Source organism: Hyphomonas sp., assembly GCF_036964145.1.
Lineage (GTDB): Bacteria > Pseudomonadota > Alphaproteobacteria > Caulobacterales > Hyphomonadaceae > Hyphomonas.
Genome location: NZ_JBALUC010000003.1, coordinates 152,659 through 168,020, shown reverse-complemented (window position 1 = coordinate 168,020; position 15,362 = coordinate 152,659). Strand labels below are relative to the sequence as shown.

Genomic DNA, 15,362 nt, shown 5'->3' with positions numbered 1-15,362 from the left:
GCCTCATGGGATTGGTCGAAAAGCAGCGTTTGAAGCGGATGCGGGAGCGCATCGATAATCCGCACGAATGGGCAGAAGAGATCGAACGGCGCGTAGATCAGCGCCTGCTGTTTCCAGCCTTCGCGGGGTTGTTTTCAATAGCAGCGATTATCGCTTGCATTGTGATGTGGCGAACGATTGAGCGCCAAGACTACCGGATTGAGACAATCGAGGGCTTCCTTACGGAGACGTTCCCGTCAGAGCAGCCATAAGGTCGCGCTTGTCCTCGTCCGAGAAGATCGCGCCATATTCCATGTTGAACTTCCGAACAGCGTCATTGTATTCCTGCTCGCTGCGCGGGTTCACCTCATACATGTAGTTGGAGAGTTCGGAGGCATACTGGTTGCGAGCCCGGTACATGAACAGCAAGGCATCATTGCCTGCGTCCGTGACATTGATGCCCGGCGGAATGCTCATGAGGAACTCACGGTCGGCGTTGGACATTGGGCCGGGCAGGTCCTGCTTGAGCGCAAGGCCCATCTCCTTCGTCAGGGCTGACACGGCCTCTTTCGCGCCAATGTCATCACCTGTCTCGATGCCGAGCGCCTTCAGGACGCGCTGGGACGCCAGAAGCGTATTGCCGCCAAAGCCTGTGTAGTCGATTTCGTCCAGCAGGGATTCCATCATGTCAGCCTTGGCGATGGAATTGTTGGCGACCTTCCCCTCTTCCAGAATGGTGTTCAGATTGTTCGCGGCGTTCTTACCCACCTCAACCGCAAAGGAGCTCTCCCGCTTGTCGTCCGGCATGTTGATCGTTGTCGTGGCCAGCGGGGTCTTCTTGGGAGCCGCCCCGACCAGCATCCTGTTTTCTGGATTGGTTGGATCGATAGCGTAGATTTCTTCCCCGATCTGCTCAAACGAATACTTGGTTGGATCCTGCGCAGGCGCCATCCCCTCGAACTGGCGCGGGTCGCTGCCGTCCTTGCTGAACTGGGCGAAGCCACTGTCGGTCGGCACAGGCGCGTAATATTCAGGCGTCTCCGGAACCGCAAACGCCTGATCTGTGATCGCTTCCTGCGCGCCCGGTGCACCCATGCGGACGAGCGCTTCCTGCTGGGGCGTATATTGACCCGCGCCAAGCAGGGCGTCGATCATGGCCTGACGTCCGGCGTCGGCCTGCCCCGCATAGTCGGCCTCTGCCGTGTCTGCCTTCTTGCGCGCGCGCCGGGCCAGCAGGGCTTCGCCAAGCTGCGCAGCCCCGGAGACGAGATTCGTGCTCTCCCGGTTCATCGCCCGGTCGGTCAGCAGGTCTGCAATTTCGCGGGTGCTGGCCACATTGCCTTGCAGCGCGGCAAGGTCCGGGGACAGGCCCATGCCTTGCGCATAGGCTTCTGCCGGGCCCTTCTTTTTCTTGCCGAGCAGGGCATCCGTAATCCCGCCATAGCCCTGATACCCGGTGTAAGGAGATGTTGCCATATCAGCCTCCGATCAGTGCGGCCGAGCCGAGATTGAACAGGCCTCCGACGGCCTGATTCCACGGCGCCATCTTGTTCTGGTAGTTCGCAATGTCGTTCGCATATCCCTGCTGCATCAGCCCGGCATAATCCGTGGTCGGGATCTGCGAGGGCTGGGTCATGGAGAATTGCGGCGTGGAGACCTGCGAACCCGACAGCAGCGCCGTGATCTCGTTGATGGGCTGGTTGCGCAGCGCAAATTGCTCCTGCATTGCCCGTGAACGCGAATTGTCCTGCCCCTCCGCGATGACCTGCTGCTGGTTGAAATTGGCGTTCTGGTTGGCGTCCTCCCGGCCCGTGAGTGCCATCTGGTCCGAAAAGCTCTGACCCTTCATGGCATCGCCATAACGGCGCTGGTCTTCGCCAAGGCTGTAGAGCGCCATCTGGTTCTGGTTGTTCTGGTTCGTGGCGGTGTTGCCGAACGTCGCCTCATCCCGTGCCAGATTGACCAGCCGGGACTGTTCCTGACCGGCAGCGAGAAGCGCCTGTGTCCGGGCATTGTCATTCGAGCGGTTGAAATCGTCCACGGCGCGGGAATAGGCTTCCGTGCCGATCCCGACGCCCTGGTTGGCCAATTGCGTGCGCAGGCCCTCCATGTCCCGGTCGCGCTGCTCGTTGATCTGGCCCATCAGGGCCTTCTGGACTTCATCCTTCTGGGCGCCGAAATCATTTTCATAGCCGGTCGCTAGGTCCGTGACCTGCGGCATGGCCGTGCCTTGCGTGGAGTATTGCGGGGCATTCGGGCCGGCGCTGTAATTGACCGGGGCCATGCCGCTGCGATCCGCCGCTGCGGGCAGGCCGTTCAGGCTCATCGGGGAGGACAGCAAGTCATCTGCCCGGCCGGACTGGTTCGAAGCCAGCGTGGCAAGGTTGAGGTCGGCCTGGTTGGTCTGGTCGCGGATTGCCTGCGCTTCCGGGGACAGCGTCGTCGTCGCGGTGTATTGCGGCACCGTGTAATATTGCCCGGTCGAGGGATCGCGCCAGCTATGGCTTCCGCTCTGGCTGTAGGTCAGGGAGCCGTCAGGGCCTTGCTGGTTGACCATGCCCATTTGCGAGTTTGCAATGGCCGTGGACACATTGGTCCCGGTCTGCGCCGCCGCTGTGGCTTGGGGATCAGGCGGCTTCGGCGCTTTTGGTTTCGACATGCTTTGCCTCTTTCGTGTAGAATTTCCCCGACCGCCATTGCTCTTCGGTCAGGGTCCAGACCACCGCGTCTTCATCCCGGCCAAACAGGCGGGGAATGTCGAAACGGTCGAACCCGAACACTTTGAGTTGCCTGTGAAGGCGGGTGTTGTGGATGCTGTTGCGGGTGACGATCATCTGGCAGCCAGCGACCTCGAACGCATATGCGAACAGCTCGTGCAGGATATGACGGGTCATCCAGCGGGGGGTAATCGCGGCCCCGCTGAACTCGATAATTCCGGCAGGCCGGTCCCAATTGTGCCAGACCCAGCCCGCTACCAGCTGGCCATCGCCGGTGATGACCCCGATCGCCTGACAGGGGCCGAACCCTTCAGCGCAGCGCGGCACCTGCCGGGCCACGAACCGCTCGACCTCCGCCGAATGGCCATACAGCAGTTTCACACCACCACCTCGCCAATCTCATACATCACATCGATGCTCATCAGTTCCGCATCCGGCTTGGGCGTCACACCGCTGGTGATCTGGACCTGTGGGGCGACCACGAACCCGGCCGTTGCAACCGCGCGCCACTGACTGCGGATGACTGTTGAGCCTGTTGCGTCCCAAACCGCTTCATCCCAAAGCCCGCTATCCCATTCATCATCGCTGGAATCCGCAACGGAGGACGGCGCAGGGGGAAGGCTGATTGTGTAGTTCACCGACATGGACACCTTGTCGATGAACGCCTTTGCGCCGCGATAGGTCGGGCGCACGAGATTGACCGATTTGATGGGGCCGCGCACGCCGAGATGAGAGAAATGCGGAACGCAGACGCTCGTATAGTTTGAGCCATTGTCGGAGCCTGTGCTTTCGGTCTGGTAGATCACGCCATCGGCCCCGCCGACATAATGCACCCCTTCCAGAACGGTCTGGCTGCGCACATCCCATGTCGCGCCGGTGAACCGGCACCATCCCCCGGTCTCCAGATTGGCAACGAAGGTCCGCGACTCGATGCCGGGGCCGGGAGACGGCATGCCCACGACAAGCATGTTCTGCCGGGGCCATTTCTTGAGGGTCCACGGCAGGGTGCGCCGGTCGCGCACCTCGTCCAGCCAGTCCGGTTCGATGGTACGTGTCACAGCCGACAGGGACAGCGCCGCCGGGTCCTTCGAGACCGCCATCGAAATCGGGATGATCCCCTCTTCCGTGGCAATCAGCAGGTCCCCGCCCGCCTTTTCCACAGCGCGCTTGCCCAGTGGCGGGGCAATGTCATAGCGGCCCACAAGCGACCATGTGCTGGCATTCGAGGGATCGGTGCCCTGATAGACGGCAACTTCGCCGAGCGTGCTGACAAGGACGCAGAGATCATCCACGCCGTCCCCGGCATCGAGCGACCATGTGCCGCCAAACATCAGCGAGCCGCCCTTGTTGAAGACGCCCGCCAGGGAAAACTCTACCGGCGTTCCGGTGATCGCGCCGGTGCTCAGATACCAGAACGACATGGTGCCGTCCTCGACAAAGTAGAGGCGCTCCTTGAACGTCCAGACATGGCTGAGATTGGAGGTCGTGAGCCCGGAGGCTGACATGGTGGATGAAGCCCAGCTTGATCCGTCATATTGCCGGGGCGTGTCCATTCCGTTGACGCCGACAAGATAATCCCCGCCTGCCGTCTCGAACTGCACGAAGGTCCAGTCTCCGCCGCTCAGGCCGGTCACATCCGCCGTGGGCGCCACTTCGGGGTCCGCCGGGGCCGTCACATCGAAGATGTTGCCCGCATCCGCCGCAAACAGCTTGTCGACATTGCCGGAGACATAATTCCACATCGACAGGACCGGGTCCGTGCCAATCGTGGCATGCCTCAAGGTGCCGCCCCGCAGGCGAATGCCTGTCTGTGTCGGGAACCAGTTGTCGAGAACCAGCGCCGCCTGATCGAGCCCGACAGACAAATTCTGATTGGTGACAAGGCCCCGGACAGGCGCTGCAAACGTCTTGGCCCGTGCCCGCCGGGGCCGGGGGTCCATTGCGCCTCTCGATTTCGGCTGCAGGGCAACCCTCATCCGGTGATGCTCTGCGGATAGGCGACTGTCAGGTCCTGCGAGAAGCGGCTTCTCCCGATCCGGATCATGCGGCTGCCCTTGTCGTCGGAGGCCAGTTGCTCAAGCCGCCGTCCATAGGTCGCAAGGTCTTCGGCATAAGGCAGGCCCTTCATGGACCGCCAGCGCCAGATCAGGCCGTATTTCAGCAATTGCTCATCGAGGCGGAACACGTCCGAATCCGCCGTGAAACTTGCCTTGGTGGTCGTGCCGTCGGTCGCAACCACCTTCTTGTTCGACTGATACCAGTATTTCGCGGTCACTCCGGTGGCAAGCGCAGGCTTTACATGGATCTGGCCGCCATAGATGATCCACGCATTGATGACGAAATCGAAGCTCTGAACGTCCAGACCCAGCCATTTGTCCCGGCCACTGATCGGGCTCAGCGGGGTCTCCAGAGACGAGGACCAGAGCTGTGACTTCTTCAGCATCCGGTCATAGTCTGCCGGCAGGTCAAAATCCTCGGTCGCGCCATCTCCCGTGATCGTCGCAATCGCATTCAGCTCCTGCCACTCGAAACTCCGGGCGATCATGTCCGCCACATCCTGCACGAGCCCGGCCAGCTCCACCACTTCGCGCGTGGTGGAGCCGATCAGCAAGGTGGGCTGCTCAAGGGCGATGCCCTGAGTGCAGGCCTCGCGCGTGACGGACAGGACGGTCATGCGTCAACCCGGCCCTTGGCGTCCGAGACTTCCTGAGCCATACCCAGAAGGGTCTGGAGGGACGGATTGCCTTTCGGGGGCTGGTCATTCTCCTTCAGGTATTGTCGCAGCATGGCCCGGTCGAAGCCGTCGAACTCGCCGCCCTGAACGGTGTCTTCCTCCTTGGCAGGAGCATCCGGCTTGCCGGTCGACAGGGCGTCCAGCTTTGCCTTCATCTCTTCAAGCCGGGCCTTCAGGTCGGCGTTCTCCTTTGCCGCCTGTCCGGGTGCGCCGGAGCGGGCATTGTCGAGCCATGCCTGAGCCTGGTTCTTCATTTCACGGGCGCCCATGCCGAGCCCTTTCAGGGCTTCACCATCCAGCATGGCGAGAGATTCGATGGAGTGGACATTGCGGGCCTTGAAATTGGCGATGCGGGAGGCCGTGATGCCCGGCAATTCAGCCAGCGGCGTACCGTCAATCGTCTCCTGACCGGCCTTGAACGCCTCGTAATGGCGCGGGAACCGATCCTTGTAGGTCATGCGCTGGCGGGTTTCCGGATCGGTCGTCGGGTCATTGGCCGGGGCGACCAGTTCGGTCTTCGGGTCTCCCACGATCTTGATCCGGACGAACTCGACGTCCTTGAAGATCGGGATGCCGTCCCATGCTCCGGCTTCCTGAGCGGCGGTCATGGCGGCGGGGTCTTCCTGCTCTTTCGAGAAGAAGGTGACGTGCAAATGAGGGCGATGGTCGTCTGACATTGAGGTCTCCGTCTGAGGGAATGTGAAAGGGGAACCGGGGCGAGATCAGTCCCGCCCCGGTCAGTGCGGCTAGTTATCCTTGCCGTCAGCGACCTGGGGCCGCCACAATTCGACTTCCGCGAGCCCTGTGGACGGCGTGTCGATGGCAGAGGCGCCTTTCATGCCGCGGATGTAATCCCCGGCGACGTCTGCATCATCAATGGAGCCAGCCGTGGCCGTCAGGTAGCAGTCCGCATTGTCAGCGAAGCTGGCGAGCACCTTGGCCACGCCCTTGCCGCCAATCTGATACCACCCGTAGGAGTCGGTCACATTGGCGGACATGGAAGTCGCCACCGGCCCGACCGCATTGGCAACCGCCAGCGTGGTCGAATAGTCGTCGGAATTGTAGGTGACAACCGAGCCGACCGCCGTTGTGTCGAGCCCCTTGAGATAGATGAACTCACCCACCCCATAGGTCGCGTGCTTCATTTTCACGATGTCGCCCAGCACGTGCTTTTGCGTGGTCGACGTCTCATCGATGTTCTGTCCGATAAGGATGTTATCGGCAGGGGTCCAATCAGCCATGATCAAATCTCCTTATGAGCCAGTGTTGGAGTCATAGAGTTTGGCCATGTGCAGCGGATTGTTCAGCGTCAGGTTTCCGTAGAAACCGATGTGCTGGACCATTGCATCCTGGTTGATCGGGCGTTGCTTCCCGCCAAACTTCACGAAATTGCGATCCGGGTGATACCGGAACCGGAGCGCGGACGTGTCGATGAAGTAGGACACATTGTCCGGCATGGCCGATCCGATCCCGCCCTCAAGCACAACGTCCACAGACTTGCCGCCGCCATAGTATTTGAGCGACGTGAAGCCCAGCTTGCCCATGCCGTTCTCGTCATTGATCCGCTGGATCGAGTCGAGGGCGCCGGTATAGGCAATGTAGTGCTGCTGGGACGCACAGATCAGGTTCGGCCCCTTGTTGCCGCGAGACCGTTCGATCATGATGTTGTCGAAGATGGTCTTCACGGTCGAGGACGTGACCTGCGTGATGCCGCTGAACGCAGAATGGGCATCATAGCTCGACGTCTGCCACACGGCATTTGCAGAACGGTCAATGCCGCCATAAATGCCGGAGTTTACCGTCGTCGGAATGGCCAGCTGGAGCCCGCCAATCTGGTTGGACGCCGTACCATCGGAGTGCAGATCTTCGACAAACCGGTCGACCAGTTCGGTCTCGGCTGCGGAGATATGCTCCTCCATGATGTCCTTGAGCTGGTTCTTGCCGGAGTTCTTGAGGATGTCCTCACCCGAGAGCGTGACCGAAACGGCGGCCAGCTTTGCGGTGAACTCGGCGTCGTTGAACAGCTCGGCCGGCGCAGGGTTGAGGTACTGATATCCGCTATAGCGGGTGTAAGTCCCTCCTTCATTGTACAGCAGGCGCTCACGAATGCTCGGCCCGGAAAAGGGCTTGAACTGGTTGCGCTGACGCATGGTGTACAGGATGGCGTTCGAGTTCGATACGAGGTCTGCATACCCCTTTGACCGATCCTCAAGCGCCAGGGAAAAGGCTTCCTGGAGCCTTTCGTCTGATACGAGTGCCATCTAGTGGACTCCCTGATTTGTGTGGATGTCAGAGACCCGCCACATCGAACGCACGGTCCAATGCATCACGGGTCGAAGCGGCCGGCTTGCGGGTGGCAGGGTTTGAGCCTGCACCGGGCGCGCCGGTTACGGAAAGGTTGCCAATGGTGGTCTGAGCACTCTTGGCGGGGGTGGGAACGTCCGGAGCTTTCGGCGCGGGGTTGAGCCGGTCCGCCTTCTCATAGGCGTCTTTCAGACGCGCTTCCGGTGTGTCGCCCTTTGCAAACCCGGTCTGGATCATCTCCGCGATGACCGGCTGCAATTCTGTGAACCTCGGGTTTTCCGAGGCAAATCCTGTGACCATGCTGTCAATGCTGGTCCGCTGATGGGTGGCAAAATTCTCGTTGACGCCGGAGACCTGCTGCTTCAGCTGCCCTATCTCGGCGCGAAGCTCCCGGATCACCTGATCCTGCTGGCCTTGCTGCTGGTCAACGGGCTGGCCCAGAACATGTTCGGCAATCTGCCGCAGGGAATAGCCGTATTGCTGGGCGATGTGATCGAGACCGCCAACCAGATCCTTCCCCAGCCGCTGATCGGCCGTGACATAATTGGTCATCATGTCCTTCATGTTCACGCCATGCTGGTCGGCAAGCGTCTTGAACTCGGAAATCTCGTTCCAGTTGTCGGAATCGGCCTTGTACTTGTCGAGGCCCTGCTGAAGCTCGGTGACGGCGCGGTGAACTTCGGCGCGGACCGTTTCCGGGGCCTGCGCCCATGCCTCCTTCGCGGCCGGGGAAAAGCGCTCTGGCGGGGCTTCATGGCCCTGCACGGCGGCTGGCTCCGCTTCCGGCTTGTCGGCGTCCTCCGCGACTTCCGGCGCGTTATCTGCGGTCTCCTTCGCCTTGAACCTGCCTTGCGCGTCCCGGCCATCCTCACGGGGCGCAGCGGCTTCTGTTAATTCAGCCGCCTCTCCCTCCGGGGCAGGCGTGTCTTCATCGCCTTCGCTGCCAAAAACACTATCAAAGGCGCTGTCGATCGATCCGCGTGCCGTGGATGGCTCCGCGACTTCAATCGTTTCGGCAATGGGCTCGGCATCCGCCGTGGCGGTTTCATCAGTCATGCGTGTCTCCGTCTGAGGGAATGTGGATTCTAGGCGCCGAGACCGGCCCGGCTGAGCGCTTTGCCAACAGCGGCTTCGCGGTCTTTCTTGATGGCCTGTTTCAAGGCCTTCTCACTGGCAGCCGTGCGCGGTTTGATCGCGTCGGGCTGGGTGTAGGAGCTGTCATTGCCCACCTCGACCACGCCTGCCTGCTTGTAGGTGGCGCGAAGGGTGGATTTGGAATCGTAGAGCTGGCCGTCGAGCATCGACCGCACAGGCTCGATATTGTCACGGATCAGCATCGGGGCCGCGAGATCAGACCGCTGGCCAAGCCGCTCCGGCATGCAGTTGTGCGGCCAGGCGTCGAGTTCATGCCAGCCCTTGCAGCACTTGCAGAAGCGTTCACGCACGCCCATCCCCTCCACGCGCCTTGCGGGCGACTTCCACAATCGCCTCCCGTGCGCCCTTGAGATCAGACGGCGTGGCCGCAGCCAGACGCATTTCCTGCTTCATGGCCTCACCCCACGGATAATCGAGCAGGCCCATGCGTTTGCGCTCTTCCTCGTCAATCACGAGATTGATGCCCGCAACGGTCAGGCCGCACCGGAAACGAAGCAAGGCAGGCTCTGTGACCGGCACATCCTCCACCGGCAACACACCCTCCGCATTCACGTCCTCGATGGGCACAACTTCGTCCGGGTTGAAATCATCAGTCTCAGGTTCGTCGCTCATGGCTCGCACTCCCATTCGGTTTCGGTTTGGCCCTGGCGGCCTCTACGGCCAGTTCCTTGATGGTAATGTCCATTTCCTTCAGGCGCTCGGTCATCCCGGCCATCTGCTGCTCATGCGCCATCCGCATCTGGTCCATTGCGCCCTGCATCTGCATTTCACGCTGCTTGTTGGCGGCTTCCATCTGCGCGGTCTTGGCCTCCATCATCATCTTCTGGCCCTCAACCTGCGCCTTCTGGCCGTCGATCTGCTGCTGCATTTCCATGCGCTTCGTCTCGGCCTGCGCCTTGATCTGCTCCGGGCTCGGCCCTTCATCCTTCGGTGCTTTCGCCATCTCCATCATCTGGTCGGTGAAGTCGTCGATGACGCTCTCCATCTCCCGACCGGCCCGATAGGCACCGGATACGAATTTCAGCATTTCGCCAAACAGGGCGCCGGCTGGCGGGAAGGACTGAACCACAGGCCCGGCCTGCGCGAACAGGCCGCCAACCGCTTGCGCGTACTCGTTGCGGCGTTGCTTCTCGGCGTCCTCATTCGGCTGCACCGTGGAATCCGAAGCCGTCTGGAGGATGAACGGACGCATCTTCTCGTTACGCAGCAGCGCAAACACTTCCTCCTGGCTCACAGCGTCGCGTGGAAGCGGCGGAGGGGGCGGCGGCACCTGCGGGGCTGGCTGAGGCGGCTGGCCCGGCTGTGGGGGCTGCTGCTGGCCTTGCTGCGCCATCTGTGCGGCCTGCTGGTGCTGCATGGTCATCTGCTTGTGCTGCTCAAGCACCTGCATCGGCAAGACGTTCTCCATCTGCGACATGGACATCAGCGTCTCGGGCTGGAAGTTCTCCGACATGATCTCGCCGTCGATGCGCATCATCTGGTCCGCCAGCCGGATCATCTCGTTCTGGCGTTCCTTGACCCGGACCGAGCCATATTGCGCCTTGATGTTCTGCGCCGTGGCCGTCTCGCTGGCCTGCGTTTCTCCGCGCATGATGTCGGAAATGCCGCTGATTTGGTAAATGTCCTCGATCACCTGCTTGCGCAACTGGATCAGGGAGGTGATTGTCTCGGCCACCTCACGGATCGGCATCCAGACAATCGAGTCCTTCATGCCCTGACCCATCGCCGCAACGCTCGGCACCGGGATCATGACCGCATTATTGTCCGTCTGCTGTAGCGCCGTCTCGACCGCGTTGCCTATGTCTTCGCCGCCTGCCGAGTAGAAGCCCTTGAGCCGCAGCCCCTCTGCCAGGGCAGAAATCCGCTCGGTATACTCGTTTACTTCCTCGATCTGGTCCTTGTAGAACAGGAAGTCCGGAACCGGGATCAGGCTTTCAGGCTCTCGCGTCGCATAGGCAGGCTTCGGGCACGGGAAGAAGCCCTCAAGGTTCAGCCACGGCTCGCGCTCGTCCAGCACATGATCGCAGCCCTCATGCACCCAGACCACCGTATTGCGGCCCTTGTGCCAGATCTCCCAGACCTTCGCCTTCTTGTCGACCTTGTACTCTTCGGCCGTGTCCTTGTTGTCCTTGGTGTAGGTGATGCCCGTCCACTGCTTGCCGAACCGGCGCTTGCCTTCCTTTGCCGTCAGCCAGCTTGCCCGTGCCACCCAGCCGACTTCCCGCCATGTCCTGACAGGCTCGTGCAGGAACTCCTTGCGGTTCACATGATCGTAGCAGGTGTATTCCTCGAAGCCCTCGACTTCCGGCTCGTCCTGCCCTTCCCCGTCCTGCAATGTGTTCGGATCAGGCTCAACGACCTGTCCTTCGGTCTTGTAGCGCACCCATGTTGCGCCCCGTCCGAACAGGGCCAGATCATCCCGCGCCTCCAGCAGGGTCGAGTGAATGTCCCGCAGGTCGAAATTGGTTGCCAGGCAGCGCTCGACCATGATCGCAGCAGCACGGGGCACAGGCTTGCGGATCGAATGGCGCACCTTCACCACAGGCTGCGGCGGACGGGCGTAGATCGTGGGCTTCAGCACCTCGACATTCGCCCAGAACAGCTTCATTTCCCGCTCGGTCGTCTCTCCGGCAAGCCGCTTCAGGTCCGCATACAGCTTGGCGATGTTGTCGCACTTGTCATGCCAGGTCGAAAACGACTTCTCGGCATCCTTGAGCATGTCGCACCAATCCTTGGCACTCGCTTCAAGTTCGCCGGTCGGTTCTTCCGCCTTGTTCATATCGCCGTGGTCTTGTTGCATTACACCCTTATGCGCTTGCGGCTCGGCGGCTTCGGTGCACCCTCAAGCACAACCGTTCCCCGTGGCTGTTTCGGCTTCTCTTCCGGCTTGGCGACGATGTGGGCACCGCGATTGACCGCGTATTCCCCAAAAGCGTCCGCACCGTGCGAATTGTCATCATGCAGCGGCCCCATATAGATCGGGGTCACGCCGGTTTCGTTCAGTTTGCGCGCGTAACGGCGCAGTCTTTGCACCCCCAGCATCACGCGGCTCGTCCGGTTGAAGCGCAGGAACGGCAACAAGGCCCGCGTCGCATTGATCCGCTCTTCCGGCCCGACCGCCGCGCCCTTCTGGATCGGCTTCACGCCAAGGCCGGCAAGGATTTCCACCCGCGACCTTGCACCAGCGCCCCATTCCCGGTTCTTCACATCATGCGGCAGGTAATGCACCGCGTACTTGTAAGGATCAGCCCGGCCCAGCGCCATGCGTGTCTCGACCCGCTCCTGAAGGTCAGGCACAAGCTCCGGCATCGAATTGCGCACTATGTCCTCAGCCCCCAATCCGCTCACCTCGTAATAGTCCACGACCGTGTGCCAGAGTCCGTCATCCTGAATGAACCAGATCGCCGTGTAGTCATCGACGCCAATGTCCCACGCCGTCCGGACGGGAAGCTTCGGATCATGCGGGAAGTCGCCAATCCGCCCTTCATCGTCTGCCTTGGCCAGCAGGCGCGCATAATAGGCGCCCTCACTGACGATCTCGTAATCACCGCCCCAGACATGCCGCGCCATTTCGGGATCACGAGCAAAGTCCTCATCCCGCTCATCTCGCAGCACCTTTGTGGCCCAGGGATTGTCATCCAGTCCGACGCTGACGAGAATGCTGTCCTTCGGAGGCATGGCGCCCCGGAACAGCGCATCCACAGGATCTGTCTCGTAGCGCGGGTTCCATGTGAACCAGAGTTCAGAGCCTTCCTTGCGAAGCGTCGGGCGCAACAGCCTGAGCGATTTCTCACTGAGTGTCTGCGCCTCTTCCACCCATGCCACATCGAAGTCTTCAAGGGATTTGATGTTCTCCGCATTGTAGGCCTGCATGCCCCGGAACACGATCAGCGATCCATTGGCGCCGCGGATCTCCGTGTTGGTGACCTCAAAGAAATTGCCGAGGTGGAATTTCCGTATCTTGTCGATCAGGAGCTGGCGGACCGAATCCCGGATCGAGTTCTGAACCTCACGAATACACACGGCGCGCGTCCGCTTGGCACGGCAGACGAGGATAAGTGCCTCGGCCCTGTCATGGCTCTTGCCGCCACCGCGTCCACCATGCGCGGCCTTGTAACGAGCGGGCTGGTAAAGCGGGCGGAAAGCCTCAGCTAGGGTTACTTCCAGAACCGACAAAGCTGACCCTGATCTCCTGGTAATTGCCTTCGTCGTCTTCCGGGCCAGTCACCTGCATTGGCATCACCCTGCCGAGCATGCTCATGAAAGCCACCGGCTGGTCCTTGGCACGCTCAGTCAGATAGCCCACGAGCTTGCCCTTGCCTTTGTCATCGCTCCCGACAGCTGCGGCCGCCTCGAGAATGGCGTCCTTCAAAAGCTTGGTGGCAGGTGCAACAGATCCCTTCTTGCGGCCTGCGCCTTCACGTTTTCCGCCTCTAGGCATGAGGCCGCCATGCATTTTGAATGGTTTGATTATTATTCATTGAGAATCCTCCCCGGTTTGAGCGGTGTTGGATGATAATCATTACTTGGGGTTGTGTTTTGCAGGGCGCGAAAGTCTCCGCCCGTGAATATCGCTATTCGTTTCTAGTGTGAGTTGTGTTTCAGGCTTTGGACGAACCCGCTGCGCTATGCATCTACCTGAAATCCTCCCACGCCCACCTGATGGCAGACAGGGCAATACAAAGCGCTTCAGCGGCAATGAGGGTTAGAGCGGTGTGTTGGGCGATGCTAGTCACCGATATTGCCCCTTGAGAGGACAAGCCACATGGCGAGGCAGAGGAAGGCCGTGAAGGCCAGACCGACAACGCCCCAGAGCATCAGTCCCAGCCTTCAGCGAGGCGCTGCATTCGCGCAGCAGCCTTAGCCGAGCGGATCATGGATCTACAGCCAACGGCGTTCATGACCACATGAGCCCCGCAGATGAGGATGCCTACAATTAGCCAGAGCATCAGTTCAGCTTCTTGGCCTGCTTGTAGCCATAGAGCGCGACGCCGGCAAAGATGACGAAGCCGACAAAGCCGACCACCACATCAGGGAGCGCACTGGTGACAACGCCATCAAGAGCGATGTTGTCTACCAGGAAAGCGGCCGCGAGGCCGAACAGGACATTGCCCACGCCAGTGAGCGAAATGTCGGGGGTTTTGATTTCAGCCATTAGTCAGTCTCCTGTGGGGCGTGTCCGTTGGTGAGGGTGATTTCCTCAAGCGTCGTGTAGGAGGCATTCAGATCAGCCTGGGCTTGTACGCGATCCGGGTTCGAGGCGGCGTTGCCCAGACACCATGCCGGGTCGGAAGCTTTGGCCCCCAAAGGGGGACGTGGCGTGTGATCCACACCGGGAACGCGCTCGGGCTCCACGCTGCGATATGCGGACAATACCGCCTCATCCACGCGCCCCGCCTCTTCATTCAGCGCCTCAGCGACAAGCGTGGCCGTCTTTTCGTTTTCATAGGTCGTGAGCAGACGGTCGCCATCGTAGACGCCGTAGCTGGTCAGGCCTTTGACTTCGTATTTCATGAGGGGCCACCCAGCACACGACCGGCCCTTGGGCCAGCATATCCGCCACCGAGACCCGCATAGCGTTCGAGACCGCTTTCACTCGATCCACGAAGCAGGCCGATCACTACGGCCTGGGCGGCCATGTAGTCACGGTTCGCTTGATCGTATTTTTCCGTTGCGGCCTTCAGCGCATCGTAAAGGGCGCGGGCCTTAGTGACCGCCTCCAGAATCTCCGCATCAGCGGGGACGCTTTGGCCATCCAGTTCCATATCATCTGTCATGTCGACTTCCTTTCATTTCCGCATGGGAATCCAGCCAGTATGCCGCCTCATTTGAACGTACATTGCTAAGCAGTGTGTCGGCTGTCCGGCTGGATACCAATGGGGAAAAAGAGCCTGCGACACAGGGTATGGTCTGGAAGTGCCGCAGGCAGTTTATGGTAAGACGCCACGAGAGTAACGCCTCACCCTATGAGAAAGCCCGCCACTCGTGAAAGTGACGGGCCGTGCTCCAAACACCTGATGGTCTCACATTCGAACTCAAGTACCGTCAGGCGCAACCGCCGAAGCAACTGGATTCTACTCTACGCGACTTCCACGAGCAAGGCCCGCCAAATCGGCAGAGTGATCGACGACGCGGGATGTTTCTGGGTGCATCGGGTACTGGAAGTTCGGATCATCCGGCGGCGTACCAGCTCGTCCGTGTTCTTCCTTGCAGAGGGCATAAGCCACGTCATATGCTGTCTGCTCGTTGTCGTAGGTGCCCTTGGATTCAACGCTACCCACATCCTCTATCTCGTGATAGCGGGTAATGATGAAGCGCTTGATCTCGCGCACTCTGTATTCGACCTTCATGATAGTCTCCTTGGTCAAAAGCGACCGCCGCAGCGGCCTATCTGCACCATGCAGATTCAGGTCAGAGACGCCCCCGACACAATCAAGGAGATCAGCGCCGGGGGCTCGCTTGCAACGGGCATG

The 15,362-nt window shown here is 60.7% G+C and carries 19 protein-coding genes; 1 reads left to right on the top strand and 18 read right to left on the bottom strand.

The window, feature by feature from the left end; translation table 11 throughout:
* Positions 1 to 5: 5 nt before the first annotated feature.
* The gene (locus tag V7660_RS10645; protein WP_335603022.1) at positions 6 to 251 is read left to right on the top strand and encodes a hypothetical protein; all 246 of its coding nucleotides are present in this window, start codon (positions 6 to 8) and stop codon (positions 249 to 251) included.
* On the opposite strand, the gene V7660_RS10640 is transcribed toward V7660_RS10645, so the two are convergent.
* From V7660_RS10640 to V7660_RS10555, 18 genes are all read right to left on the bottom strand, one after another.
* Entirely contained in the window at positions 220 to 1,455 is a 1,236-nt protein-coding gene (locus tag V7660_RS10640) for a hypothetical protein (protein WP_335603021.1), read from the bottom strand. The two genes, V7660_RS10645 and V7660_RS10640, sit on opposite strands and share 32 nt — an antisense overlap.
* A 1-nt stretch (position 1,456) precedes the next feature.
* On the bottom strand, positions 1,457 to 2,638 hold the full coding sequence (locus V7660_RS10635) for a hypothetical protein (protein ID WP_335603020.1): 1,182 nt from the start codon (positions 2,636 to 2,638) through the stop codon (positions 1,457 to 1,459).
* On the bottom strand, positions 2,607 to 3,077 hold the full coding sequence (locus V7660_RS10630; RefSeq protein WP_335603019.1) for a GNAT family protein: 471 nt from the start codon (positions 3,075 to 3,077) through the stop codon (positions 2,607 to 2,609). Before V7660_RS10630 ends, V7660_RS10635 begins: the two co-directional genes overlap by 32 nt.
* The gene (locus V7660_RS10625) at positions 3,074 to 4,636 is read right to left on the bottom strand and encodes a hypothetical protein (protein WP_335603018.1); all 1,563 of its coding nucleotides are present in this window, start codon (positions 4,634 to 4,636) and stop codon (positions 3,074 to 3,076) included. Before V7660_RS10625 ends, V7660_RS10630 begins: the two co-directional genes overlap by 4 nt.
* Before the next feature lie 32 nt (positions 4,637 to 4,668).
* The gene (locus V7660_RS10620) at positions 4,669 to 5,370 is read right to left on the bottom strand and encodes a phage adaptor protein (RefSeq protein WP_335603017.1); all 702 of its coding nucleotides are present in this window, start codon (positions 5,368 to 5,370) and stop codon (positions 4,669 to 4,671) included.
* Entirely contained in the window at positions 5,367 to 6,107 is a 741-nt protein-coding gene (locus tag V7660_RS10615) for a hypothetical protein (protein ID WP_335603016.1), read from the bottom strand. Before V7660_RS10615 ends, V7660_RS10620 begins: the two co-directional genes overlap by 4 nt.
* Before the next feature lie 69 nt (positions 6,108 to 6,176).
* The gene (locus V7660_RS10610) at positions 6,177 to 6,671 is read right to left on the bottom strand and encodes a hypothetical protein (protein WP_335603015.1); all 495 of its coding nucleotides are present in this window, start codon (positions 6,669 to 6,671) and stop codon (positions 6,177 to 6,179) included.
* 12 nt (positions 6,672 to 6,683) lie between these two features.
* Positions 6,684 to 7,691, bottom strand: a complete 1,008-nt coding sequence (locus V7660_RS10605) for a phage major capsid protein (RefSeq protein WP_335603014.1) — start codon at positions 7,689 to 7,691, stop codon at positions 6,684 to 6,686.
* 28 nt (positions 7,692 to 7,719) lie between these two features.
* Positions 7,720 to 8,790 (bottom strand): hypothetical protein, encoded by a 1,071-nt coding sequence (locus tag V7660_RS10600; RefSeq protein WP_335603013.1) that lies wholly within the window; start codon positions 8,788 to 8,790, stop codon positions 7,720 to 7,722.
* Between the two features lie 29 nt (positions 8,791 to 8,819).
* Positions 8,820 to 9,179 (bottom strand): hypothetical protein, encoded by a 360-nt coding sequence (locus V7660_RS10595; protein WP_335603012.1) that lies wholly within the window; start codon positions 9,177 to 9,179, stop codon positions 8,820 to 8,822.
* A complete protein-coding gene (locus V7660_RS10590) occupies positions 9,172 to 9,501 on the bottom strand; it encodes a hypothetical protein (RefSeq protein WP_335603011.1) in 330 nt (109 codons plus the stop codon). The genes V7660_RS10595 and V7660_RS10590 overlap by 8 nt, the downstream gene beginning before the upstream one ends.
* Entirely contained in the window at positions 9,485 to 11,689 is a 2,205-nt protein-coding gene (locus V7660_RS10585) for a hypothetical protein (protein ID WP_335603010.1), read from the bottom strand. The genes V7660_RS10590 and V7660_RS10585 overlap by 17 nt, the downstream gene beginning before the upstream one ends.
* Complete coding sequence (locus V7660_RS10580; RefSeq protein ID WP_335603009.1) at positions 11,689 to 13,065, bottom strand: PBSX family phage terminase large subunit; 1,377 nt, start codon at positions 13,063 to 13,065, stop codon at positions 11,689 to 11,691. Before V7660_RS10580 ends, V7660_RS10585 begins: the two co-directional genes overlap by 1 nt.
* On the bottom strand, positions 13,037 to 13,330 hold the full coding sequence (locus tag V7660_RS10575; RefSeq protein WP_335603008.1) for a hypothetical protein: 294 nt from the start codon (positions 13,328 to 13,330) through the stop codon (positions 13,037 to 13,039). Before V7660_RS10575 ends, V7660_RS10580 begins: the two co-directional genes overlap by 29 nt.
* A gap of 507 nt (positions 13,331 to 13,837) precedes the next feature.
* A complete protein-coding gene (locus tag V7660_RS10570; RefSeq protein WP_335603007.1) occupies positions 13,838 to 14,044 on the bottom strand; it encodes a hypothetical protein in 207 nt (68 codons plus the stop codon).
* Complete coding sequence (locus tag V7660_RS10565) at positions 14,044 to 14,403, bottom strand: hypothetical protein (RefSeq protein WP_335603006.1); 360 nt, start codon at positions 14,401 to 14,403, stop codon at positions 14,044 to 14,046. The genes V7660_RS10570 and V7660_RS10565 overlap by 1 nt, the downstream gene beginning before the upstream one ends.
* Positions 14,400 to 14,666: a hypothetical protein gene (locus tag V7660_RS10560; RefSeq protein ID WP_335603005.1), complete on the bottom strand. Its 267-nt coding sequence runs from the start codon at positions 14,664 to 14,666 to the stop codon at positions 14,400 to 14,402. The genes V7660_RS10565 and V7660_RS10560 overlap by 4 nt, the downstream gene beginning before the upstream one ends.
* 297 nt (positions 14,667 to 14,963) lie before the next feature.
* The gene (locus tag V7660_RS10555) at positions 14,964 to 15,239 is read right to left on the bottom strand and encodes a hypothetical protein (RefSeq protein ID WP_335603004.1); all 276 of its coding nucleotides are present in this window, start codon (positions 15,237 to 15,239) and stop codon (positions 14,964 to 14,966) included.
* Between the last annotated feature and the right edge of the window lie 123 nt (positions 15,240 to 15,362).